Source organism: Mesorhizobium sp. M0292 (genome assembly GCF_040321695.1).
In the GTDB taxonomy this organism is placed as follows: domain Bacteria; phylum Pseudomonadota; class Alphaproteobacteria; order Rhizobiales; family Rhizobiaceae; genus Mesorhizobium.
On sequence record NZ_JAMYSB010000024.1, the window covers coordinates 20969 to 42901 of the forward strand.

19 protein-coding genes are annotated in these 21933 nt (G+C 59.5%); 13 read left to right on the forward strand and 6 right to left on the reverse strand.

The genetic code is table 11. The features are described from left to right. Position 1: 1 nt before the first annotated feature. A complete protein-coding gene (locus NKI96_RS26740; protein ID WP_023711841.1) occupies positions 2–460 on the reverse strand; it encodes a (2Fe-2S)-binding protein in 459 nt (152 codons plus the stop codon). Between the two features lie 847 nt (positions 461–1307). On the opposite strand from NKI96_RS26740, the gene NKI96_RS26745 reads away from it, so the two are divergent. Next, positions 1308–1496 carry a hypothetical protein gene (locus NKI96_RS26745; RefSeq protein WP_156935522.1) on the forward strand — a complete coding sequence of 63 codons (189 nt, stop codon included), beginning with the start codon at positions 1308–1310 and terminating at the stop codon, positions 1494–1496. A 113-nt stretch (positions 1497–1609) separates the two neighbouring features. Here the strand turns inward: NKI96_RS26745 and NKI96_RS26750 are convergent, their stop codons facing one another. Both NKI96_RS26750 and NKI96_RS26755 read right to left on the reverse strand, forming a co-directional pair. Beyond that, positions 1610–2512 carry a dihydrodipicolinate synthase family protein gene (locus NKI96_RS26750; RefSeq protein ID WP_023711840.1) on the reverse strand — a complete coding sequence of 301 codons (903 nt, stop codon included), beginning with the start codon at positions 2510–2512 and terminating at the stop codon, positions 1610–1612. 52 nt (positions 2513–2564) lie between these two features. Next, a complete protein-coding gene (locus NKI96_RS26755) occupies positions 2565–3797 on the reverse strand; it encodes a trans-sulfuration enzyme family protein (protein ID WP_023711839.1) in 1233 nt (410 codons plus the stop codon). Between the two features lie 74 nt (positions 3798–3871). Between NKI96_RS26755 and pdxR the strand changes: the two genes are divergently transcribed. The 4 genes from pdxR (at position 3872) to NKI96_RS26775 (ending at position 9430) form a co-directional block, all read left to right on the forward strand. After that, positions 3872–5377, forward strand: coding sequence for a MocR-like pyridoxine biosynthesis transcription factor PdxR (gene pdxR / locus NKI96_RS26760; RefSeq protein WP_031198324.1), 1506 nt, complete (start codon positions 3872–3874; stop codon positions 5375–5377). Positions 5378–5533: 156 nt separating this feature from the next. Further along, entirely contained in the window at positions 5534–6025 is a 492-nt protein-coding gene (locus NKI96_RS26765) for an MOSC domain-containing protein (RefSeq protein WP_023711837.1), read from the forward strand. A 6-nt stretch (positions 6026–6031) separates the two neighbouring features. Continuing rightward, a complete protein-coding gene (locus NKI96_RS26770; RefSeq protein ID WP_023711836.1) occupies positions 6032–6982 on the forward strand; it encodes a PDR/VanB family oxidoreductase in 951 nt (316 codons plus the stop codon). 51 nt (positions 6983–7033) lie between these two features. Further along, positions 7034–9430 (forward strand): transketolase, encoded by a 2397-nt coding sequence (locus tag NKI96_RS26775; RefSeq protein WP_023711835.1) that lies wholly within the window; start codon positions 7034–7036, stop codon positions 9428–9430. Positions 9431–9616: 186 nt separating this feature from the next. On the opposite strand, the gene NKI96_RS26780 is transcribed toward NKI96_RS26775, so the two are convergent. The 3 genes from NKI96_RS26780 to gmd form a co-directional block, all read right to left on the reverse strand. Next, positions 9617–11038, reverse strand: a complete 1422-nt coding sequence (locus NKI96_RS26780) for a phosphomannomutase (RefSeq protein WP_023711834.1) — start codon at positions 11036–11038, stop codon at positions 9617–9619. 350 nt (positions 11039–11388) lie between these two features. Next, on the reverse strand, positions 11389–12333 hold the full coding sequence (gene fcl, locus NKI96_RS26785; protein ID WP_023724128.1) for a GDP-L-fucose synthase: 945 nt from the start codon (positions 12331–12333) through the stop codon (positions 11389–11391). After that, positions 12333–13403: a GDP-mannose 4,6-dehydratase gene (gene gmd, locus NKI96_RS26790; protein WP_023672397.1), complete on the reverse strand. Its 1071-nt coding sequence runs from the start codon at positions 13401–13403 to the stop codon at positions 12333–12335. The genes fcl and gmd overlap by 1 nt, the downstream gene beginning before the upstream one ends. A 969-nt stretch (positions 13404–14372) precedes the next feature. Here gmd and NKI96_RS26795 point away from each other — a divergent pair. From NKI96_RS26795 to NKI96_RS26830, 8 genes are all read left to right on the forward strand, one after another. Then, complete coding sequence (locus tag NKI96_RS26795; RefSeq protein ID WP_023711832.1) at positions 14373–15359, forward strand: nodulation protein NodZ; 987 nt, start codon at positions 14373–14375, stop codon at positions 15357–15359. Between the two features lie 240 nt (positions 15360–15599). After that, complete coding sequence (locus tag NKI96_RS26800) at positions 15600–17015, forward strand: mannose-1-phosphate guanylyltransferase/mannose-6-phosphate isomerase (RefSeq protein ID WP_352807050.1); 1416 nt, start codon at positions 15600–15602, stop codon at positions 17013–17015. Between the two features lie 532 nt (positions 17016–17547). Then, positions 17548–17919 (forward strand): hypothetical protein, encoded by a 372-nt coding sequence (locus tag NKI96_RS26805; RefSeq protein WP_502900307.1) that lies wholly within the window; start codon positions 17548–17550, stop codon positions 17917–17919. Positions 17920–18002: 83 nt separating this feature from the next. Then, a complete protein-coding gene (locus tag NKI96_RS26810; RefSeq protein WP_245272483.1) occupies positions 18003–18161 on the forward strand; it encodes a ribbon-helix-helix domain-containing protein in 159 nt (52 codons plus the stop codon). 296 nt (positions 18162–18457) lie between these two features. Beyond that, the gene (locus tag NKI96_RS26815) at positions 18458–18694 is read left to right on the forward strand and encodes a multiubiquitin domain-containing protein (RefSeq protein WP_023724123.1); all 237 of its coding nucleotides are present in this window, start codon (positions 18458–18460) and stop codon (positions 18692–18694) included. Beyond that, the gene (locus NKI96_RS26820; RefSeq protein ID WP_023724122.1) at positions 18694–19071 is read left to right on the forward strand and encodes an E2/UBC family protein; all 378 of its coding nucleotides are present in this window, start codon (positions 18694–18696) and stop codon (positions 19069–19071) included. The genes NKI96_RS26815 and NKI96_RS26820 overlap by 1 nt, the downstream gene beginning before the upstream one ends. After that, positions 19068–20423 (forward strand): HesA/MoeB/ThiF family protein, encoded by a 1356-nt coding sequence (locus NKI96_RS26825; protein ID WP_023724121.1) that lies wholly within the window; start codon positions 19068–19070, stop codon positions 20421–20423. Before NKI96_RS26820 ends, NKI96_RS26825 begins: the two co-directional genes overlap by 4 nt. Continuing rightward, a complete protein-coding gene (locus tag NKI96_RS26830) occupies positions 20413–21912 on the forward strand; it encodes a phosphotransferase (protein WP_352806988.1) in 1500 nt (499 codons plus the stop codon). The genes NKI96_RS26825 and NKI96_RS26830 overlap by 11 nt, the downstream gene beginning before the upstream one ends. Positions 21913–21933 lie beyond the last annotated feature (21 nt).

The following is a 21933-nucleotide window of genomic DNA, read 5'->3' on the forward strand; positions in this document are numbered from 1 at the left end:
CTCAAGTCTCCAGCCGGTTGGCGGTCTCGTGGATGGCCGCGCGGATGCGATGATAGGTGGCGCAGCGGCAGAGATTGCCGCTCATCGCCGAATCAATATCATCGTCCGACGGCTTAGGCGTTTCTGTAAGGAGGGCCACGGCCGACATGATCTGGCCAGACTGGCAATAGCCGCATTGAGGTACGTCGAACTCGGCCCACACGGCCTGGACCGTTTCGCCTATCTTGCCCGACACACCCTCAATGGTGGTGATCGAGGCTCCTTGGATGTCGCCGACTGCGGTCTGGCACGAGCGCGTCGGCATGCCGTTAACGTGAACCGTGCAAGCGCCGCACTGGGCAAGCCCGCAACCGAATTTTGTTCCCGTGAGTCCGATGACGTCACGGACCGCCCAGAGCAGCGGCATCTCTGGATCGACGTCAAGTGTTCGCGCCTCGCCATTGAGGGTAAAAGCGACCATTGCTTGCTCTCCTTGTCCTGAGCTGGCTATCTCGTTGAGCCTCCGCCCGCCTGGCAACCGAGCTCTTGTTGCTGAGGCCTAGCGACCACACCGTAGGAACGCGCAGCTCAAGCAACAAGCCGCTAGGTTGGCGAGTTACGAGATCGTGAAGTGGGTCGTGTCGAAAGGCTGGAGGCAACTGAATGTCATTTTTTGGGCGGACAGGCCGCTTTAGGCTGGGTTACACGAGACTGGACATTCGGGTCGTCGCGAACATCGACCGCTGGTCGGCCGCGTCCGGCAGGGCCCTGATTGGCTACACGAAATGAAATGGGACTACTATCGATGGGGGCCTACCTCGACCCGCAACCTCCACGACTGGACCCTCAGGTTTCCGGCTATCGTCCCGGGCGGTGGCCGAGCTCGGCGCCTCGGACGCGATAGTAGACGGTGAGGCGTTCGTCGTTGACCAGAAGGCTTGTCGCGCATTCCCAGTCTTCAGCGGGTCTTGGCCGCGGCGGGAGACGTCAGGACCATGCTTGCCGGCTTCGACCTGCTCAAGATCGTCTTGCGATCGGCCACTCGTCGATCGGCGCAAAGCGCTAGTTAACCTGCTGAGACGCCGCCAAACGGCATCGTTCTGAGCGACGAGATCAGCGGCGGCAGCGACATTCTCGCGCAAGTCTCCCAGTTCGGCCTCGAGGGCATCGTCTCCAAGCTGCGTGTCAGTCCATATCGATCCGGCCGGCGCCAAGAATGGGTGAGACAAAATGCGTGCTGAGTGATGAGTTCATCGTCATCGGCTGCGAACCCGGCAACAGTTACGGCGGTCGGGAAGCGTGCTCTGGCGAATGTCGAGGACGGAAATATGGTGTTCGCCGGCGGCATTGGCACTGGCTTCAATGCGCGCACCGGGCCGGAAGTAAAGCGCCGGCTCGATGCCATTCCAATGGATAAACCACCGATTCCTAGTTTGAAGGCGAACGGTGCGGCATGGGCGGAGTGCCTGCGCAGTCTGTACCTCCGCAGTCGATTGTCGAGTTCGAAGGGGGTGTGATTGGCGTCGAGACCGCTCCAGCCATGGCTATCAGCACGCCGAGTGCGTTGTTTTCGATCAGTTCTCGAAATGAGCGGGTAAATACCTTTCACTTGCCGAACGGGGTTTGCTGTTCACCGGCTGGCATCCGATGGCAAACCTTTCAACGCGGCGGCGATCTGGCGCTTCGCTGCTGGGGGCAGAGGCAGGATGGGACGCGGGGGTTCGGCACTGCAAACGTCGAGCAATTCAGCGAGTGCATAGACGACGCGAAGGCTCGAGAACTCCTTGAAGAGGCTCCAGATCGGGACCAGCGCGGCATTGATCCGTCGCGCTTCGGCCGCATCGCCCTGTTGCGCCGCTGTGACGATCGTCATGCAGACCTCGGGCAGGATGCCCGCGAGGACGCTGTACCATGTGTCGGCGCCGGCGATCATGGCCTCGGCGGCGTTCCAGTCGCCGCTGTAACCAATCGAGAACCCTTCCGGCAGTGTACGCCTCTGGGCGGTCAGGTGGTTCTTGATCGCATCGCTTTTGTCTGTCGGATTCTTGATGGCGACAATCCCAGCCACCTTTGCCAGGCGGCTGACAAGGGGTGGACTGAAATGGAAATGCGTCGTTCCTGGATTGTCGTAGACGACGATCGGCAGGCCACTTTCGCGCGCCACAGTGGAGAAATGTTCTAACACCTCGTCATCAGTAAGCGGGGTGTAGGAGGCGGCGGCAAGCAAACCCGCAGCTGCTCCAAGGGCCTTGGCGTCTTGCGCGAGCCCCACGGCTTCATCGGTGCGCAGCGCGCCCACACCCACCACGACCGGCATTTGCCCCGCCGTTTGGTCCAAGGTCTCGGAGAGCGCCCGCCGCCGTTGCTCGCGCGACAGATAGATGTATGTGCCGGTGCTGCCGAGAAGACCGATGGAATCGACCTGAGCAATGCCAAGCCGAGCAATCAGCCTGCGCAGGGCAACGCTATCGACGCGGCCGTCACGATTGGTTGGGGTGATGGGGAACGCGGAAAGACCGCTCAGGAATGCCATGGCAAGGCTCCAGATCTATGTGTGAGCGCAGAGGTGACCGCACGCCAGGTCATTACAAGACGTCCAAAGCCCGCCGCAGATCGGCGATCAGATCATCAGCGTCTTCAAGCCCCACCGAAAGACGCATGAGGTCCTCGCCCACTCCATCGGCCAAATGGGCATCCTTGCGGATCGGCTGCCGAGCACGGGTGAGGCTTGCTGGATGATAGATGAGGCTGTCGGCATCGCCGAGGCTGACGGCGCGAATGATCAGGTTGAGCCGGTCCATCATCCGGCGCGCTCCTTCGTATCCAGCGTGGAGGCCAAAGGCCAACATGCCCGATCCGTTGGACATCTGTTTTCGCGCCGTCACCTGATCAGGGTGCGAGTCCAGGAACGGATAACTCACAAATGCCACCGCCGGGTGCGCTTCCAGCGCCCGAGCCACCGCAAGGGCCGTGGCGCTGTGCCGTTCCATACGCAGCGTCAGCGTCTTGAGACCGCGCAGGATCAGGAAAGCTGACATCGGCGAGAGCGCTGCGCCGGTGATGTAGCGCAGGCCCGTTTCATGCAGCGTACGGAGCGTTTGGGCGTCGCCGAGAAGCGCCCCGCCAAGGGCATCGCCATGACCATTGATGTACTTGGTCAGCGAATGGAGCACGATGTCCGCCCCGTGCTCAAGCGGTCGCTGGAGCGCGGGCGAGGCGAAGGTGCTGTCGACTGCAACCCTTACACCGCGCGCGTGAGCGCGCTCGGCAATTGCCGCTATGTCGAGGATGCGGCTCAGCGGATTCACCGGCGTCTCGAAGAAAACCAGTCGCGTCCGCTCGGTGATCGCAGCGTCGAGATTTTGGGGATTTGACAGATCGACCGCGACGACCTTGATGCCGAAGCGGGGGACCGCCTGTTCGACCATGGCAAGCGTGTTCGCATAAAGCGTCTTGTGGACGATGAGTTCATCGCCCTGGGACAGGAGCGACAGGATCAGAGTGCCGAAGGCCGCCATCCCCGAGGCAACAACCAGCCCCGCCTCGGCTCCTTCCAGAATCGCGAGCCGCTGCTCGAGGATCTCGGTCGTGGGATTGTATTCGCGCGCATAGAGCCGTCCACCAAGGGCGGCGGCGGCATCGTTTGCTGCCACGCTTTCGAACCCATAGGTTGACGTCAGGAACACTGGCGGCTGGACGGCATTGGAAAAGCCGGCCGGATCGTAGCCATGATGGATCGCCCGGGTGGCAAATCCGGGGCTGGTGCGGTTGAGCGACCCCGTGGGAGTATCGGTTTCGGATTGATGGGAGCTGGTCATTCGGCCTCTGCGATCTTTCTTGGGGTTCCGAAAGATTGACGGCAACCTGGCCAATGTGAAATATCCAGTTGGCGATGAAAGAGATGGTCCAGTCTTCAAGTGCCGGGTCTGCAGCGCGCTTGCATGCGATGGGTGCACGCCAGATATACGAAGCCCTTCGCGAGCAAATCCTCGGCGGCGTCTACGAAACCGGCAGTCAGTTGCCATCCTCCCGGGCCCTGGCAAATGACCTCGGCGTTTCGCGAACCACGGTGACGGTCGCCTATGAGCAACTGGCTGCGGAGGGTTTCATCGAAGCCCGTCAAGGCGCGCGACCTCGCGTTGCGTCTTCGTTGATCGGCCATGAGACGGGCCGCACTCACGCGAAACGGGTCGGCCCAATCCACCTGTCCGCATATGGCGAGCGGCTGCGCGCGACGTCACCCTGGTCAGATTATCTGCCGACTGGGCTGAAGGTCGAGTTCCGCTATGGGGACCTGGCACCGTCGGATTTCCCATCATTGGTCTGGAAACGCGCGATGAACGAGGCGATGGGGCAGCGCCCGCTGCGTCTTGCCTATGACGATCCTCGCGGCTCGCGCCGGCTCCGCCAGGCGCTTCAGGGATATCTCTGGCGCGCCCGGACCCTGAGCTGCGACCTCGACCAGATCGTCATCGTCAGCGGTTCGCAGCAGGGCCTTGATCTGTGCGCGCGCCTGCTTCTCGATCCCGCCGACCGCTTCGTCATCGAGGATCCGTGCTACAGGATGGCGCGTCAGGTCTTTGCCAGTACGGGTGCTTCACCCATCCCGGTCATCGTCGACGAAGACGGGATGAGGACCGAGTTGCTGGCGGGGATCGGAGCACGACTGGCTTATGTGACGCCATCGCATCAGTTTCCGCTGGGCGGCGTCATGCCGATCGCGCGCCGCCATCAGCTTCTGGAATGGGCGCGGCACAACAACGCCTATGTGATCGAGGACGACTACGATAGCGAATATCGCTACGACATCAATCCGGTCCCTCCGCTGCACAGTCTCGAGGACCACGGGGCTGTCATCTATCTCGGCACGATCTCCAAAACGCTCTCGCCGATGCTGCGCATCGGCTACCTCGTCCTCCCGCCCGAATTGCAGGACGTCTTCGCAACCGCCAAACAATTCGCAGACCGGCATTCGCCGGTCGCTGAACAGGAAGCGCTGGCATCGTTGATCGAGAGCGGCGGCTACGAAAGCCATGTGCGCCGTGTGCGCAGGCTGAACGGCGAGCGTCGGGAAACGTTGTTGGGTGCCTTGCAGCACAGCTTCGGGGATCGCATCACTGTCCAGGGAGCTGATGCGGGACTGCACGTCGCGGTTTGGTTCAATGACCTGCCACGATCGCGGGAAACGGCCTTGGTCGAATCCGCCCGCGACGCTGGCCTGGGGCTACACTTGATCTCGCCGCTCTACGTACGGCCATCGGACGAAGGCCGCACCGATCGCGTCGGACTTGTCATGGGCTATGCCGCCTTGAGCATTCGGCAGATCGGGAAGGGCGTTGAGGTCCTGCGAGAGGTTGTCAAGCAGGTGCAAGACGCGATGCCGGCGCGGAACAACTGAGACGGGGCGACGTCGAAAGCTGGCGCTGAAAACGGTCCGAGACCCCTCGTATTTCTTTCCAGACAGCCAACTGGACCGGTAAAATGCCATGCAACTGGCGCTGTTGATCAGGCCAGTTTTGCAGCAGGTTCCACGAGACGAATTCCGAGAGCGATGATGACCTGGCGAGGAAAGCTGCTTCACGTCCATATCGCGCCCGCTGCCTCCTATGAAATGGAGGAGCTGGCGCAGGCGCAGCTTATTGCCGGCCAAGGCATTGTCGGAGACCGCTACTACTTGGGGACGGGGACCTATTCCGCGCGTCCTGACGTTCGCGAAGTGACGCTGATCGAAGCTGAAGTCTTGGACGCCATCGCGCAGGGCGAACCCAGAATTCCGGGCTTCAAGGCCAAGCTCGCACCCGAAGATCACCGGCGCAATCTTACGACACGAGGCGTTCCGCTTAGCCATCTTGTCGGCAAACGCTTCCGGGTCGGGGAAACGATTCTCAGGGCCGCCCGGATGAATGTGCCGTGCAAGTATATCGAGGAGTTGCTCGGGCTTTCGGGTCTTTACGAGGGGCTTCTGAACCGCTCCGGCCTGAACTGCACAATCGACGTCGGGGGCGTGATCCGCCCTGGTGATCTGATCTTGCCCATCGACGAGTGAAACGCCATGGCCTCGCCGCGTATTATCATGAAGCTGACCGTGACCGCCGTCCGCAAGGAGCCGGGCGACGTGCTGGTCATCGACCTGAAACACCCACGTAAACCTGTGCTGCCGGCGTTCGAAGCGGGTTCTCACGTCGACGTCCATCTGCCTGAAGGGAAGGTGCGTCAGTATTCACTTTGCGGCGACCCGACCGAGCTTGGCCGCTACACCATCGCGGTGAAGCGCGAGAATGACGGCCGTGGCGGCTCGGCGTGGATCCACGAAACCATTGCCGTCGGCTCCGCACTGCCTGTCTCCGCGCCACGCAACCATTTTGCGCTCAAGTCAGGCGAGGGGCCGACTTTGCTGCTGGCAGGGGGAATCGGGATCACCCCGATTCTGGCCATGGCGCGCGCGCTCACCCGGCAGGCCAAGCCCTTCGAGTTGCACTATTTCACCCGCAGCCGGGCGCTCACGCCACTCTTGGCGGCGATTGGGCGCGATCTTCCTGGCGGCAATGTGCGGATCCATTTCGACGACGAGCCTCAGACCCGGCAGGACATCGCCGCGCTGCTGGCGAACCGTTCGGCCGAGGCTCAGGTTTACTATTGCGGGCCGCCTGGCTTCATGGCGGTTGTGGGGCGCGCGGCCGAACACTGGCCCGAGGGTACTGTTCATTTCGAAACTTTCCAGCCTCCCGAGTTTGATGGCGGGCCACCGGAACCATTCGTCATAGAACTGGGTGAGGGCAGGATGGTCGAGGTTTCGGCGCAGACCACGGCGCTCGCGGCCCTGCGCGCGGCCGGTGTGCCGTTGATGGCCTCGTGTGAGAATGGGGTGTGCGGGACCTGCGAATGCGCAATGCTGGCGGGACAGCCGATCCATCGGGATGCCGTCCTGTCCAAGGAGGCACGCGGCCACCGCTTCATCCCCTGCGTGTCGCGCGCGACAGGTTTGTTGAAACTCGATCTTTGACCATTTGGGCGGGGGTCCTGTGAGACCGGCAGCTTATTTGCGGGAAACTGAATGACGAGGAAACTGGAATATCTGAACGAGATCGAGCGCTGCGTCTCCTGGCTCGCAGCCTGGACGATCCACCACGCCAACCACGTCCGCGAGGGCGATGAGATCAAGGTCGGGGGGCATCAGGCCTCGTCCGCGTCGCTGAGCACCATCATGACCGCGCTCTACGGTTCGGTCCTACGCCCGCAGGATCGGGTGGCGGTCAAACCCCATGCGGCGCCGATCTTCCACGCACTTCAGTATCTGGCGGGCAACCAGACTCACGAAAAGCTCATGAACTTCCGCGGCTACAAGGGCGCGCAGAGCTACCCTTCGCGGACGAAGGATGTCGACGATGTCGACTTCTCGACCGGGTCGGTGGGTCTCGGCGTTGCTCAGACGCTGTTCTCGTCGCTGGTGCAGGACTACGTCTCGGGTCACGGCTGGATGAAGGAGCGTGCCGAGGGCCGAATGGTCAGCCTGATCGGCGACGCCGAGATGGATGAGGGCAACATCTACGAGGCCCTGATCGAAGGCTGGAAGCACGGGCTCAGGAACTGCTGGTGGGTGGTCGACTACAATCGCCAGTCGCTCGACGCCGTGATCCGGGAGGGCCTCTGGCAGCGGTTCGAGCAGATTTTTCGCAACTTCGGCTGGGACGTGATGGTCCTGCGCCACGGCGCTCTGCAAGAGGCTGCCTTTGCCGAGCCGGGGGGCGAGAAGCTGCTCGAGTGGATAGAGCGCTGTCCGAACCAGCTCTATTCGGCGCTGACCTTCCAAGGGGGTGCTGCCTGGCGCAAGCGGCTGCTCGACGAGATCGGAGACCAAGGGCGGGTAACCACTCTGATCGAACGCCGCTCCGACGACGAGTTGCAGGCGTTGATGACGAACCTTGGCGGGCATGACATGCCGAGCCTCCTCGAAGCCTTCGAGGCGGCGTCCAAGCATGACCGTCCCGTCTGCTTCATCTGTTACACCATCAAGGGCTACGGTCTGCCGCTTGCCGGACACAAGGACAACCACGCGGGGCAGATGACGCCCACGCAGATGGAAGACTACCGCCTGCAGATGGGCGTAAAGCGGGGTGAGGAGTGGGACAAATGGGCGGCCGCCAACTTGCCGGAAGCGGAACTTGACGCCTTCTTCGCAAAGGCGCCGTTCTTCAGTGAGGGCCGTAGGAGGCTGTCTGCGCCGTCGGTGCCGGTGCCCGAAACCCTTCCGTCACCGGGGCAGCCCGGCAAGCCGCTCTCGACCCAGATGGGCTTCGGCCAGATCCTGAACGACATCGCACGAGAGCGCAGTCTGCTTGCCGACCGCATTGTCACCACCTCGCCCGATGTGACGGTCTCGACCAATCTCGGTGGCTGGGTCAACCGGCGCGGCCTTTTCGCCCGGGAGACCATGGCGGACACCTTCAAGGCCGAACGCATTCCGTCGACCTTTACCTGGGAATTTGGGCCGAAGGGGCAGCACCTCGAGCTCGGGATCGCCGAGTCGAACCTGATGATCATGCTCGGGGCGCTCGGTCTCTCGCACTCGATTAATGGCGTGCGCCTACTGCCGATCGGGACAGTCTATGATCCCTTCATCTACCGATCGGCCGACCAGCTAAACTACGCCTGCTATCAGGATGCGCGCTTCATGCTGGTCGCAACGCCCTCGGGCGTGACGCTGGCGCCCGAGGGCGGGGCACACCAGTCGATCGGCACCCCATTGATCGGCATGGCGCAGGATGGGCTTTGCGCCTTCGAACCGGCCTTCGTCGACGAACTGTCCGTGATCATGCGCTTTGCCTTCGATTACATGCAACGTAATGGCGAGGGAAATCCGGATGAAACGACGTGGCTGCGTGATCAGACCGGAGGATCGGTCTATCTTCGCCTGTCAACCCGGCCGCTCGAGCAGCCGCTGCGCGACATGAAACCGGCGCTCGCGCGGGACATCGTCAATGGCGCCTATTGGCTGCGTCCGCCCGGGCCGAACGCGAGTGTCGTCATTGCTTACCAAGGCGTTGTCGCGCCGGAGGCGATTGCCGCGACGGGTCTTCTGGCGGAGGACCGGCGCGATGTCGGGCTGCTCGCGATCACCTCCGCGGACCGGCTTAATGCGGGCTGGCAGGCGGCGGAACGAGCCCGGCAGCGTGGCGCGATTGGCGCCCTGAGTCATATCGAGCGGCTGCTCGCGCCGCTATCGCGTGACTGCGGCATCGTCACCGTGATCGACGGCCACCCGGCGACGCTCGCGTGGCTCGGTGGGGTTAACGGGCATCGCGTGAAGGCGCTCGGGGTCGAGCATTTCGGCCAGACGGGGACTATTGCGGACCTCTACCGTCACCACGGCCTGGACACCAACGCCATCGTACATGCGGCACAGGCGGTGAGTGCGGGACCGGCTGTTCGCTACCGGAAGGCGCTGCCTTGACCATGAGCTACCGGACGCTTCGGGCCGGTACGGATCGGCTCACGTCCACCGCCCCGCCATTTCCACGGGCGTTCCGGTTCGCTTCAAAGCGACAGCTGCCAGGGACACTGTGGACGTTCTGATCGCGCTAGAGTAGCTCGTGCGACCCCCAGGGTCACCTGGAATACGCAGGGAGGCGGCTTTTATTTAGCCTTGCGTCCAATTACGAATTCGATCCAGTCCAGTCCGGAGCAAAAGCTCCGCGTCCTCCCGATTTTCGGCTTCGACGTAGCACCGCATTTCCGGGGCATTTCCGGATGGACGCAAATGCAAGACACGCTTATCCGCGAGAGTGATACGAAGCCCGTCAACATCGCTAACCTTGCTTACCACTCCAATCGACCCGACGAAGGCGGCGATGTTAGTTTCCGCTGTACGAAGGTATGTCATGAGGCGAGTGCTGCTTTCGACGGAAAAATTTTCCAAGCGATCCGCCACCGCCGCTGGCAATTGAAAGGAACTGCCAATCTCCGACAGTGGCTGCCCACTTGTATTAACAAGGGAAAGTGCCGCAAGGATGGGGAGAAAACTGTCGCGTGTGGGTAGCGCTGGCAGTTTAGTTCCGTTCGGGTCAAAGTCCGTGCCGGTCAAAAAACCACCGTTTGCTTCGAAACCAACCACGCGCTCGTGACCCAACGCAACCAAATCGAGCATGGCAGCAATAACAAATGGCGATCCAACCTTAGTACGTACAACTTTGAAAGAACCTGCGGTCTCGATACCAGAGTTTGATGTGACCGGCGTGACGACCGTCTTCGCTTGCAGGAAGTTCGCCGTAACCAGGCCTAACAAATCACCACGAAGGGGGTCTCCGTGGTCGTCAACTACCAGTGGGCGGTCACCATCGCCATCTGCCGAGACGATCGCATCAAGTCGATGCTCTTTGGCCCAGAGCTTGAACTGTTGAGCAGTCTCGACAGGGACCGCTTCAGTGTCGACAGGAATGAAACCTTCCGAACGTCCCAGGGTTACGACCGTCGCACAGTGACATGAGAGAATGTCAACCAAGAGATCGCGCGCGACTGTGCTGTGCTGATATACGCCCACCGTTAAGCCCTTTAGAGCATTATTCTCCATAAGCTTTCGATTGCGCGCCATGAAAAAGGCCTTGCATTCGGCCTCCCGGTGCTGCCGACGTGCAACAGCACCTTCAAGGACGTATCCGTGCTTCTCCAACTGCAAGGCGATGCGCGTTATCTCCCGCTCATCACCTTTGTCGATCTCACCGTCGGGTCGATAGAATTTTATTCCATTACGGTCGGCCGGAATGTGCGAGCCTGTGATCATCAAACAACCACTCTTACGCGCCTGAGCATACAGTGCCAGGGCAGGGGTGGGGACTGCGCCGCAATCGATTACGATGAAGCCGAGCGCCGACAGTGCCGCCGCACAGACGGCGGCGATGGCCGGACTCGAGGCGCGAAAGTCGCGCCCTATGAGTATCTCGTCGCCAATTCTGGCCAGGCCGGATTCCAGCAGGAATGTCGCGAATGCCGTTGCATATAGGGCAGAGGCGGCTCCTGCCAATTCTGTCGCTAGGCCCCGTAATCCACTTGTTCCGAATTTCATACCAAATCCGACGTTGCTAACTGGTTTTTAAAGGTGACATGCTCAAACCTTGGCTCGTCCGGAATGCCCATCGACAGATCCCTCGGACGAGAACAAGAAGTACATTCCGTTAGCGTAGACGCGTTCGGTTCTGTACGGTTACCCTTGTGAGGATTGGCGCGGTCGGCGTCGTCGTGGGCAGCGCACCGTGACCTTCATGGCGACGAGGTTGGAGCGGATGGGGTTGAGATCCGGCAGGGCTCCTCGCGGCTGGCTCACATGAGCGCTCGCCATCGAGTGATTGTCTCAGTCCACATTAGCTCTGGGTCCCGAAAGCGCGTACAGGCCTGAGACACAGCAAATCCTTTTATTTATCGCCGTTCGGTGTAGCTCCCGTTCAGAAATGCATGATAGGCACTCTCGATGCCTTCCATGAGAGTGATCTTTGCTGCCCATCCCAAAGTGCGCAGCTTGTCGACGCTCATCAGCTTTCGCGGTGTACCGTCAGGTCTAGAGTGATCATGCGCAATCTCCCCAGTAAATCCGACTACACGGCAGATCATTCTTGTCAGCTCTAGGATCGTGATGTCCTGTCCGCAGCCGAGATTGACGTGATCATGGTCAGAGTAGTTCTTCAGAAGGAAGACTAATGCGTCGGCGCAGTCATCGACGTGCATGAATTCCCGACGTGGTGTGCCCGTGCCCCAGATGGTGATTTGCTTATCACTTATGAGCTTAGCTTCATGCGCTTTCCGGATCAGCGCTGGGACGACGTGGCCTGACTGCAAGTCATAATTGTCGCCTGGCCCGTAGAGATTCGTCGGCATAGCGGAGATGTAATCGCGGCCATATTGCTTGCGATAGGCTTGAGCCATTTTGATGCCGGTGATCTTGGCGACGGCGTAGCATTCGTTGGTGCGCTCTAGTGGGCCGGTCAAAAGCGCGCTTTCAGGAATGGGCTGTGGTGCCATCTTCGGATAGATGCAAGACGAGCCGAGGAAGAGGACGCGGTCGACATTGTTTTCGTGGGCTGCCGCGAAGATATTGGCCTCGATCATCAGATTGTCGTAAAGAAAGTCGACCGGATAGGTGGCGTTCGCGAGAATGCCGCCTACCTTTGCCGCCGCCATAATGATAGCGTCCGGTTTCATCACTGCCACGAAGTTTTCAACCTCGGTCTGTCGCTTGAGATCTAGCTCTCCCCGAGGGGCGGCCACAACTTTGCAGTCTTCAGACGCGAGTCGGCGTACAACAGCGCTGCCCACCATACCTTTGTGGCCAGCGACCCACACGGTTTTTCCGTTCAGATCATACATTACGCTTCCTTCATGACTACAGATGTCTGCATGACCTTCAGGTCTTCGCGGACCATTTCCGCAGCAAGGTCGCGCACGGATATCTCATGCACCCAGCCGAGCTTCTCCTTCGCCTTGGTAGCGTCACCCAGGAGAAGATCGACTTCCGTGGGGCGGAAGTAGCGTGGGTCCACTTGGACTAGGCATCTGCCGCTCGCTAGATCATAGCCTTTTTCGTCGACACCCTTGCCACGCCATTCGATCTCGACGCCGACATCTTCGAAAGCCCACTCGACGAATTGGCGGACAGGAGTCGTTTTGCCCGTAGCCAGCACGTAATCATCCGGTTGATCCTGCTGCATCATCATCCACATACCTCGCACGTACTCACGCGCATGGCCCCAATCGCGTTGAGCATCGAGATTGCCGAGATAAAGCTTGTCCTGCTTGCCCAGGTAAATAGCAGCGGCAGCGCGGGTGATCTTGCGCGTCACAAAAGTTTCGCCACGAAGGGGGCTTTCGTGATTAAAAAGAATGCCGTTGGAAGCGTGCATACCATAGCCCTCGCGATAATTGACGACCATCCAGTAGGCGTAGAGCTTGGCGGCGGCGTAAGGGCTGCGCGGATAAAAGGGCGTCGTTTCGTTCTGCGGTACGGACTGCACGAGGCCGTATAGCTCTGACGTCGAGGCTTGATAGAAGCGGGTCTTGTCCGTCAGACCGAGGAGGCGAATCGCCTCAAGAAGTCGCAATGTACCGATACCGTCCGCGTTTGCTGTGTACTCAGGTGTTTCGAACGACACCTGGACATGGCTCTGAGCAGCCAAGTTGTAAATTTCGTCTGGCTGAGATTCCTGAACCACGCGGATGAGGTTAGTCGAATCAGTGAGATCACCGTAATGCAAGATTAAGCGCGGATCGGATTCGTGCGGGTCTTGGTAGAGGTCTTCGATACGACCGGTGTTGAAGGAAGAGGAACGTCGCTTAATCCCATGAACGATGTAGTCTTTTTTGAGAAGAAGACGGGCAAGATAGGCACCATCCTGTCCAGTTATGCCCGTAATAAGAGCAACTTTCCTGCTATCACCCATTCTATTCCTGCTCAATTAAAGTTTAAAGTTTCGGCTCCGGCTCGCCACGCCGACACAATGTGCGGCCCGCCCCATGCCCTATGGAGCACTTCGACAGATGCGGCGCGAAGATCGTCATTGACGGTCCGCCAGCCGAGCACACCTGCTCTGCTTAGAGTCACGAGCAAAAATAGAATCGCGCCGCTAACCTGTCGGACTCGTACATGCGGTCTGAGTGCCGCTCAGCTCACGCCCTGAGCGACATGTACTCCCAGCACCTTGCAGCTGATTTGCTCTTCTATCAGCGAGTGAGGACGCCTTTCTTTCTTGCTTCAGCGTCTTCTAATGGGAATTGTTTGGATCCGTGAAATCGATTGTTTGGATAAAGTGCATCCACAGAATGGATGGTCTGAGCGAGCAGCGGGGGCGCATCGCCGGCCCGGAGTCGTAGCGCGAGCTTCCGTTCGGGGCGAGGACAAAGTTCGTGGCCGCGAGCGTCACCACAGCATCCGGCACAGGTCGTGCAGAACTTTGGGAGCCGACCGCGGATTGTGTCGATCAGCTGGTTCCAGGCGCGTCGAGCCGTCGACCTCATTTCGCCCGGTACCGGTTGCTGTATGCAGCCTTGCACCCTTGGCGTACGGCGTCGACGGAATGATTTGCTTCGGCAGGCAGTGTCGTAGCGTCCGGCTGTTTCGGCTCTATTGACCGGGCCCGCGTCAGCCGAGCCGCTTCATCATGGCATCCAACACATGGATGGCCGGCATCCACTCAATAGATTTTACATATGCGGCGGAGGCCCAGTAGAGAAGGCTGAACCGGAAGCGAGGGCAACCCCAAGCGAGGGCATCGGCTTCAAGCTTTGCGAGCGGAGTTGCTCTTCTGCCCTATGGCCCGGCCTCTGCCAAGGGCCCGGCGTCAGGGTCTACTAGTGTCGACTAAGGATTCCAAACCGGATGCAACCTCCTCTCCGAAACGAGATTTCCGAAAATGCATGTTAGTGGATTGGAAAAGCGCCGGTTCGTCGTCTCTCGGAGGCGTACGGGGTTCGGTGATTGTCTGTGGTCGTTGGCGGCCGCTTGGCGCTACGCGCAGCGGTCGGGACGAACTCTAGTCATCGACTGGCGGGGGGCCTGCTACCTCGACCAACCCTTCACAAATGCGTTTCCGGTGTTCTTCCAGCCGATCAATGACATCGCTGGGGTGCCGGCTATTTCCGACGACCGGATCAACGACGTTTCCTTCCCTGGTCCATTCTTCCCGGAGTGGTGGAACAGGCCGGCGATCGAGTGCCTTTACCGGCCAGATGAGCAGATTTTCCAAGAGCGCGATGAGTTGGGCGAGCTCTTTCAGGCCGAACACGATGTCGAAGCGAACACAGTAGTGTGTGACGCTTGTCTGATGTGGCGGTGCGATGAGGATGCAGAGCGGCAGGTGTTCCAGAGTGTCCAGCCTCGGCCAGAAATTCAAGCCCGCATAGATGCCATTTATCAGGAATGTTTTGAGGGGCACAGCATCATCGGGATTCATGTTCGGCACGGTAACGGTGAAGACATCATGGAGCATGCGCCCTACTGGGCCGATCCGGAGCTCGCCGTTCGGCAAGTGTGCGCTGCAATTGACAAGGCTAAGGCGTTACCGCATCCCAGGCCTGTGCGGCTGTTCTTATGCACGGACAGCGCGCGGATACTGGATCTTCTGTCGGCCAGGTTTCCCGATCTGCTCACTGTCCCGAAGCACTTCGGATCCAATCAAGGTGGCCCCTTACACACTGCAGCACTCGGGATTGACGGCGGAATTTCCGCCCTCGTTGAGATGTATCTTCTCGGGCGCTGCGATACCGTAATTCGGTTTCCCCCGACGAGCGCCTTTACACGATATGCACGCCTTTTCGCACCACGGGTAATTGAATTCGATCTGAAAGAGCCAAGTCGTTTGACTTTGATAGAAGGCAGCCAAGTCTCTGATCTCAGTTAAGACCCGCCACCTGCGTAATTCGGCAGACGCAACCAACAGGCATAGTTGAATGCGCATTTCTCACCGACGCCAGTGGAGGCGTCGTACATTACCGATAGCGTCGTCATCTGACGCCGCCTGCAACGCGCCAGAACTTCGCCGTTACGCGGGGGCCGCAGACAAGCCAGAGCGACGGCGATCGTGACGCTGACGCTCGAAAGAACGTGGACGATCACTCCAGAGACGAAATCGAGGTTGGTTATGAAAGTGATTCCCGTGATCATCAGCGGCGGAGCCGGATCGCGGCTATGGCCCGCCTCAAGGCAATCGCACCCCAAACCTTTCCTCAAAGTAGCGGATGGATATTCTCTCATTCAGCACACTGTGCTGCGCGCCGCTTCGATAGAAGGTGTCGTGGAACTCGTCGCTGTTACATCCGGGGAACACCTCTTCCTGACCAAGGACGAATTTGACGAACTGGATTCCGTGGTCCTGCCACGCACGTTTCTGCTCGAGCCCGAAGCTCGGGATACGGCCGCCGCCGTGGCTGCAGCCGCGATCCATGCGAGGGCAACGCAAGGCCCTGACGCGATCCTGTGCGTTTTCCCGGCCGATCACCTGATTAGCAACCTGCCAGCGTTTCTAGACGTCATGGGCCTGGCCATGGAACATGCGAAGCTCGGGCGGATCGCCACATTGGGCATCACCCCAACCAGACCGGACACGGCATTCGGCTACATCGAAGCAAATGGTGAGAACGTCGTCCGTTTCGTTGAAAAACCGGATCTGGATACAGCCAAAGCCTATGTCGCGTCTCAACGCTTCTTCTGGAACGCCGGCATTTTCTGCTTCAGTGCGCAAACCATGCTCGACGAGATGGTTTTGCATTGTCCCGAGGTGCTCCAGGCCGTCGCCGACAGCTACGAGAACGGCCGCGCCAGTCAATGCCAAGGCTTTGCCAAAATCGAACTCGCGCCTGAGCATTTCGGTTCCGCGCCGCGGATCTCGCTCGACCACGCTGTCATGGAGAAAACTAACAAACTTGCCATGATTCCCTGCGACATGGATTGGAACGACATCGGATCTTGGAACGCAATGGCCGATTTAATCGCCCCCGACGAAAGCGGGAACAGGATACGCGGCGATGTGCACATGGTCGACACGACCGGCACCTATGTGAGCTCCGACAAGCGCGTCATCGGCACGGTGGGCGTAAGCGACCTGATGATCGTTGATTCCCCGGACGCTTTGCTTGTCACATCCCGCGACCGCGTTCAGGACGTTAAGAAGCTCTTCGAGAGCCTCAAGGCTTCGGGACATGAAGCCCATCTGGTCCATAGCACGGTACACCGGCCCTGGGGTACCTTTACGGTTCTGGAGGAAGGCGAGCGCTTCAAGATCAAACGCATCGAGGTGAAGCCCGGTCGCCAGTTGAGCCTGCAGATGCACTATCATCGTTCGGAGCACTGGGTCGTGGTCAGCGGCTCCGCCAAGATCGTCAATGGCGAGCAGGAGTTGTTCCTAGGGACAAACGAATCTACTTACATCCCCTGCGGCCATAAGCATCGGCTCGAGAACCCAGGCAGAATTGACCTGGTGATCATCGAAGTGCAGAGCGGCGATTATCTCGCCGAGGATGATATCGTTCGCTTCGACGACGAATATGGTCGAACGTAGATAACAGTACAAAAAAGTTAAACGACGAGGCGTCGCTCAAGGATCTCTGTCGTGGGTTCTGGGCCTGACATTGGCAAGCAGCGGGCCGAGCGTGTCTAGTATCCGCCCCGCACTCTCATCAGGCACTCGATCGTGGTCGAAAACATCGGTGAGCGCTTGACAGCGCGCCGTCCGCGGTAAGGAAGACCTCATCTTTCTTAGGCGGATCCGTTGCTCAGCTGTTCAACGGCACAGCCGTATTTCAGCCTGTAGGCGGCAATGAAATCCTCATCGTTGCAGATGCAGCAGCCGCTGGAATCTTTGGCTTTCGGATCATGGAAGTGAGAACCAAGGGGGCGCAGTAGATTCACGCGAGTGCTGGTCTGGAGACCCGCACTATGCTTGACCAAGTTTGCGGCAAGTATGACAATGATCCGGCGATATTGTCCCTTGATCCGGTAGGGCATTTGCGCAGGTTAAGCCCACATCATACCGCGATCCGCGCCAGAAGTTGCGTTAGTACCAGGATCCGAATTTCACCGAACGGGTGCTGTTGCGCGACGGTCTGTGCGCGGACTGTCCTGCGTCGCGCCCCGACAATTGGAGCGGACTAGTCCGCAGTGTTGACCGCCGTCTCGCTGCCGATGACGAAAACGCCGGCGCGGCAATCGAAGAAGACGGCGGCGTGCAACAGCAGCGTCATCCCGACCTGCCTGAAGAACACGTCGTCGTCTCTCGGGAGCCTGATCAGGACGACCTCTTCAATCTGTCGGACGATGACGCCGAGGTACTCGCAGACAAGCGCGTCATGGACCGGGTTTCTACCGCGGCGAGCGCCTACGGCCTCAACGAGGGAAGGGCGACGACAAGAACATTATCCCCGGCTTCTGAACGCTTTCCGCAACTGAGGCGTATCTCGGCGTAGATAACGCCCATAAGCGATTTTTGCGGACCCCGACGATGCTCGTTTGCACGGCGCATCAGCGCCGGTCAATCGGAACGAGCCGCATGAAGTCTCGCCGCATTCGCCACCAGTTTCTGCTCGAACCCGAATTGAGCGAGAAGCTGGAAACGCTCAGCCGCAACCCGTCGACCACGAAATCGGCAATCGTCGCGAAAGCGATCGAGGCCTTCATCGAACGGCGTGGCGAAAACGAGCTCGATTAGCGCCACGGCAAGCGGCTGGACCGTCTTTCCCCGCGATCTCGACCACGTCAGGCGCGACGCCGAAATGACTCTGGAGGGCCGGATTTGAATTGCAGCATCATTATCAACGAAATGGGGGTGAAAAAATGTGGTGCTGTTCCTACATAGGACGTGTCAATGCGGGTGTTCGTCGCGGCGGGGGAACTTGATTTCGCCTTCTGCGATCACTTCTTTCACGATAAAAGCGAGGCAGCGGCTCTGATTCTCTTTGAACAGCCGAGGCTACTCTTTTTCGGGTTCATTTTGCAGAGGGAACAATGGCCAAAGAAGATCATCCGAAATTTTCCATCAATATTGATGGGGTCCATATCGAAGCGACAAGCGAAAGCATGACCGGTGCGGAGCTGAAGCAGCTCGCCGGCAAGGACCAGCAATATCAGTTGTTCCTCGAGGGGCACGGCCATGATGCCGATCGGCAGATTGGGGATAATGAAGCTGTTACGCTCAAGAACGGAATGCACTTCTACACGGTTCCTCCGGCGACGTTTGGCTAATGTCGATCCTCGAACGTCACTTTCAGGATATCAGCAGAAAGCACCCCAACGCGACCCTTGAACTCCAGGCCGGAGGTACGGCAGTCGTCAGCATGCCGGCTGTGCAGCTTCCAAAGGGCTGGAACCGCGCCGAGGTTGGCATAAAGTTCGTGGTGCCTGCGGGCTATCCGCAGGCTGCGCCCGATTGCTTCTGGGCCGAGCCGGCGCTCGCCCTCGAACACGGTGGAAGCCCGCAAAACACCGGGCAGCAGGCCACCCCGGGAGTGCCCTCGGAGTGGCTGTGGTTTTCCTGGCATGCGTCTACCTGGAAGCCCAACAGCGACAATCTGCTTACCTATTTGAATGTAATCCGGCGGCGGCTGGGCGAGGCGCGATGAACCGTCTGATGTTCCGGGCTGGAGAATGGACGGCTCTTCGCGATGACCTCATCGCGCCTGCCCCCCTTGAAACTGCTGCTGCGTTGATCGTTGACAGTGGTCGTTTCGAAGGCGGGATGAGGTTGATCGTTAGAGAGATCATTCGCCCGGCTCCGGACGACTATATCGCCCGCAGCCCGATAGAAGTCTCGTTGACTCCCATGTTCCTGTCGAGGGTGCTCAAACGCGCTCGTCTGGAGCGAGCGGGCGTAATTCTTGCGCATTCGCATCCTGTGCAACGCAGACTGGCGTTCTCATCGGTCGACGACGCAGCGCAGCAACTCTTGGCTCCGGTGCTGCATTTTCGGTGCCCGCAAGGGCCGCATGGATTCCTGATCGCCGGGCCGGCGGGATTTCGTGGCCGCCTCTTCGATATCAAAGGCGAGACCACATTCACCATCGATCGGATACAGGAAATCGGGCGCAGTGTTCGATCTTACCCAACTGAGACTGACGCGGAAGATCCGGCCCCATTGCCGGAAGTGTTCGACCGCAATGTGCGAGCGTTCGGCCCCGCAGGGCAGCGGATTCTCAACGATCTCACCGTGGCGGTTGTCGGCGTAGGCGGCACCGGTTCAGTGGTCGTTGAGGAACTCGCACGGCTGGGCGTTGGTCGGCTGCACTTGATTGATCCTGAACAGGTCGAGCGAACCAACCTCAACCGATTGATGGGGGCCGAGCAGAAGGACATTGACCGACCAAAGGTCGCTGTGGCCTCCGAAGCGTCGCAACGCGCGAAACGCGACATAGAGGTTATGACCTTACCGGAATCCGTTATTGACGAGCCCGTGGCCCGGACGTTGCTCGACGGCGATTTTGTCATGTGTTGCACGGATTCGCACGGCAGCCGCGCCGTCCTCAATCAGATCGCCTATCAATATCGTTTGCCAATGATCGACGTTGGAGTGCGGATCGACGCCCGGGAGGGTGTCGTTGCCGCGATGTCGACTAGGGTCCAAATGCTTGCCGAGTCGCTGGCCTGCCTTAACTGCCATTCCCTTCTTGATCCCGCCGCAGTGAGACGCGATCTTCTCGCCGATTCACGCTCCGATCCGTATTTCGTCGGCCATTTCGAGCCGCAGCCGGCCGTGATCTCCCTTAACGCAGCAACCTCTTCCATGGCCGTCTCGATGTTCCTTTCGGCAGTGACCGGGTTCCCTGGGGAGGCGCGGCATCTTGTTGGGCGGCCCATTGAAGGATCGGTGCGGCCTGTCAGTTCAAGATCAGATCCGACCTGCGTTGTATGTGCTCAGGACAATGCCCTGGCCAGAGGAGACAGTTGGCCCATGATTTGGCGCCAACATGAAAGCTGAAGAGCGCACGACCGTTTTGGTTGACGGAGGTTCCGTGAACCCGACGCCTTTCTCCGCCCGGCGACTTGCCGTGAAGCCGCTTGTGTCGCTTTCTGATCTTGATGACGGAGGCGCCCGGGCGTTGATCGTGCTCGCCGGTGCCCTGCCGGCGGACGAGGGCCGATTGGATTTGGTCAAGCGTCTTCGACGCCTCGCCGCTTCGTCCGCACAGCGCGGCATACTCGTCATTGTCGTTACGAAACGGGGCGAGGAAGCGAATGGACAGGCGGTGGCGCGTTCGGGCGCAGGCGTGTTGGCGCAGTGGCAAGAGCATACTGGTGTGGTGCTGCGGCAGCTCGCAGTGCTTCCAGACTCTGACTGGGATAACATTGCCGAGACCTGCGCACGATGCCGGTGCGGCCCTTCTATGAACAGCAGCCTGGCGATCCGCGACAAAAATGGGAATGAGCTGCCGAAGCCTCTGCTGCCCGAACTGGAGCTTCTGTTCCGTCGCGCGTTTCACGACTACTCGGGCATCCTTATTTCCGAGGAGAATGGTGGCAAATCTTCTTCGTCCGTTTGGAAGGTCGAGACGGAAGGCCTGGAGCAAAACACACCTTTCATCGTAAAGTCAGGCCCCGCGGCGGCGATGGAAGAACACATTAATACGTACAGGGACGTGGTCGCTGACCGCGTGCCATATCGCGGATGCGCGCCTTTGTGCCTGGATCGTTGCGTTGTGGGGTCTGAGCACCAGCTTGCGGTCTCCCGCTTCGTCGAGAATGCCGTCCGCCTGGACAAGGTTGTGATCAACCGCGATGTGAAAGTGCTCATCCAGGCGATCTATCGAACTGTGTTGGGTCGTTGGCGAAAAGACCCCGAAAAAAAGAGACTAGACCTTCTTCAGGAGTTTCTACCTGCGGCACGGCATGACGCATATCTAAAAGGCCTTGAGCGCACCTATGACAGATTGACCAAGGAGAGTTACGCTGGCGCTTCGCCACGAAGCTTCTTTGTTCGTCTCGCTGGACTTCAGGCTGAGGAGCATCCGGTATGTCGCGCTCACGACGACCTCAATTTGCGCAACGTGTTCGTCTGCGGCGACGCGGAAGCGGTTCTGATCGACTTCACGCGGGCAGCTCGACGTCCTTTGTCCCACGACGTCGCCCGCTTGGAAATGGGGCTTGCGTTCGACGCGGAGTTGCAGGCTGATCAACCGCTGCCCGAACAAGTGCTGGAAGATTTTTATACCGGAGATCTCTTCGCTATGTCGCTTAAACATCTCCTGCAAGGCAGAAACGCCCAGTATCGGCTCAACGCGATCGTTGCATTGCGTACGACCATCCTTGAAGAAGGTCAGTCCCATTCGTTCGATCTGAGGCGCGAGTATACAATCGCGATCTGCGTCGGGCTGCTCTATTATGCCAAAGGTAAAACCCCGGATGCGGCCATTGCTTACAAGTGCGCGGTGGACCTTCTGGATCGCGTGACAAATCCTTCGCTCTGGTAGGTCGGGAGTTCGGTTGGGTGC

Excerpts from the sequence above, each read along its gene's own strand:
- NKI96_RS26740 (WP_023711841.1), bottom strand. The coding sequence starts at position 460 with ATGGTCGCTTTTACCCTCAATGGCGAGGCGCGAACACTTGACGTCGAT.
- NKI96_RS26745 (WP_156935522.1), top strand. The coding sequence starts at position 1,308 with ATGGTGTTCGCCGGCGGCATTGGCACTGGCTTCAATGCGCGCACCGGG.
- NKI96_RS26750 (WP_023711840.1), bottom strand. The coding sequence starts at position 2,512 with ATGGCATTCCTGAGCGGTCTTTCCGCGTTCCCCATCACCCCAACCAAT.
- NKI96_RS26755 (WP_023711839.1), bottom strand. The coding sequence starts at position 3,797 with ATGACCAGCTCCCATCAATCCGAAACCGATACTCCCACGGGGTCGCTC.
- pdxR (WP_031198324.1), top strand. The coding sequence starts at position 3,872 with ATGAAAGAGATGGTCCAGTCTTCAAGTGCCGGGTCTGCAGCGCGCTTG.
- NKI96_RS26765 (WP_023711837.1), top strand. The coding sequence starts at position 5,534 with ATGACCTGGCGAGGAAAGCTGCTTCACGTCCATATCGCGCCCGCTGCC.
- NKI96_RS26770 (WP_023711836.1), top strand. The coding sequence starts at position 6,032 with ATGGCCTCGCCGCGTATTATCATGAAGCTGACCGTGACCGCCGTCCGC.
- NKI96_RS26775 (WP_023711835.1), top strand. The coding sequence starts at position 7,034 with ATGACGAGGAAACTGGAATATCTGAACGAGATCGAGCGCTGCGTCTCC.
- NKI96_RS26780 (WP_023711834.1), bottom strand. The coding sequence starts at position 11,038 with ATGAAATTCGGAACAAGTGGATTACGGGGCCTAGCGACAGAATTGGCA.
- fcl (WP_023724128.1), bottom strand. The coding sequence starts at position 12,333 with ATGTATGATCTGAACGGAAAAACCGTGTGGGTCGCTGGCCACAAAGGT.
- gmd (WP_023672397.1), bottom strand. The coding sequence starts at position 13,403 with ATGGGTGATAGCAGGAAAGTTGCTCTTATTACGGGCATAACTGGACAG.
- NKI96_RS26795 (WP_023711832.1), top strand. The coding sequence starts at position 14,373 with ATGCATGTTAGTGGATTGGAAAAGCGCCGGTTCGTCGTCTCTCGGAGG.
- NKI96_RS26800 (WP_352807050.1), top strand. The coding sequence starts at position 15,600 with ATGAAAGTGATTCCCGTGATCATCAGCGGCGGAGCCGGATCGCGGCTA.
- NKI96_RS26810 (WP_245272483.1), top strand. The coding sequence starts at position 18,003 with ATGAAGTCTCGCCGCATTCGCCACCAGTTTCTGCTCGAACCCGAATTG.
- NKI96_RS26815 (WP_023724123.1), top strand. The coding sequence starts at position 18,458 with ATGGCCAAAGAAGATCATCCGAAATTTTCCATCAATATTGATGGGGTC.
- NKI96_RS26820 (WP_023724122.1), top strand. The coding sequence starts at position 18,694 with ATGTCGATCCTCGAACGTCACTTTCAGGATATCAGCAGAAAGCACCCC.
- NKI96_RS26825 (WP_023724121.1), top strand. The coding sequence starts at position 19,068 with ATGAACCGTCTGATGTTCCGGGCTGGAGAATGGACGGCTCTTCGCGAT.
- NKI96_RS26830 (WP_352806988.1), top strand. The coding sequence starts at position 20,413 with ATGAAAGCTGAAGAGCGCACGACCGTTTTGGTTGACGGAGGTTCCGTG.